1 tRNA gene and 2 rRNA genes are annotated in these 808 nt (G+C 38.5%); all 3 read right to left on the reverse strand.

The features are described from left to right. Window positions 1-107, reverse strand: a 23S ribosomal RNA gene (locus ND2E_RS0121535); the annotation flags it as partial. A 444-nt stretch (window positions 108-551) separates the two neighbouring features. Next, window positions 552-628, reverse strand: a tRNA-Ile gene (locus tag ND2E_RS0121540). Window positions 629-711: 83 nt separating this feature from the next. Further along, window positions 712-808 (reverse strand): 16S ribosomal RNA (locus ND2E_RS0121545); the annotation flags it as partial.

Consider the following 808-nt stretch of genomic DNA (forward strand, 5'->3'; position numbering starts at 1 on the left):
AGACTATAACGGTTTTTATCACCTTATCTTCGCTTATCGCAGATTAACACGTCCTTCATCGCCTCTAACTGCCAAGGCATCCACCACATACGCTTAGTCACTTAACCATACAACCCTAAGTAGTCTTTAAAGACACTAGAATACTCGGTGACTAAACCGAGTTAATTGTAAAGTCTGACATTTTCACGTACTCACTATATCCGAAGATATAGGATGAGTTACTTGATAAGACATCTTACTCTTTCGAGTAGTATGAATTCGATAATACATCCTTGGGGGGATGCATTATCACCATTGGAATATTCACAATAAGAGAATATTTCAACAGCTTGGTATTTATAACGTTACAAACAACAGCGCGACACCGTGTTTGTTATATAAATACCGATATTTATATCAGCTTTCCAGATTGTTAAAGAACGTCAAATCAGCACACATTCGGCATAATTTGTGGTTTAAAAAAACCAAATGTAAAACCACTGTAAAAGTGTCTTTAGATTTGGTTTTTATTCTTTCAAGAAGAATCTACCAATTACTTTATTTAAGTAAATTGGTAGGTCTGGGCAGACTTGAACTGCCGACCTCACCCTTATCAGGGGTGCGCTCTAACCAGCTGAGCTACAGACCTATTGTTTCTTCAAATTTGTTATCATGTAATTTGTGTGAACACTCGTAAAGCCGAAGCTTTCATTAAATCGTTTTACATCAAGATAAGGAGGTGATCCAACCCCAGGTTCCCCTAGGGTTACCTTGTTACGACTTCACCCCAGTCATGAAACACAAAGTGGTGACCGTCCTCCCGAAGGTT

This window comes from Colwellia psychrerythraea (assembly GCF_000764225.1).
GTDB classification, from domain to species: Bacteria; Pseudomonadota; Gammaproteobacteria; order Enterobacterales; family Alteromonadaceae; genus Colwellia; species Colwellia psychrerythraea_D.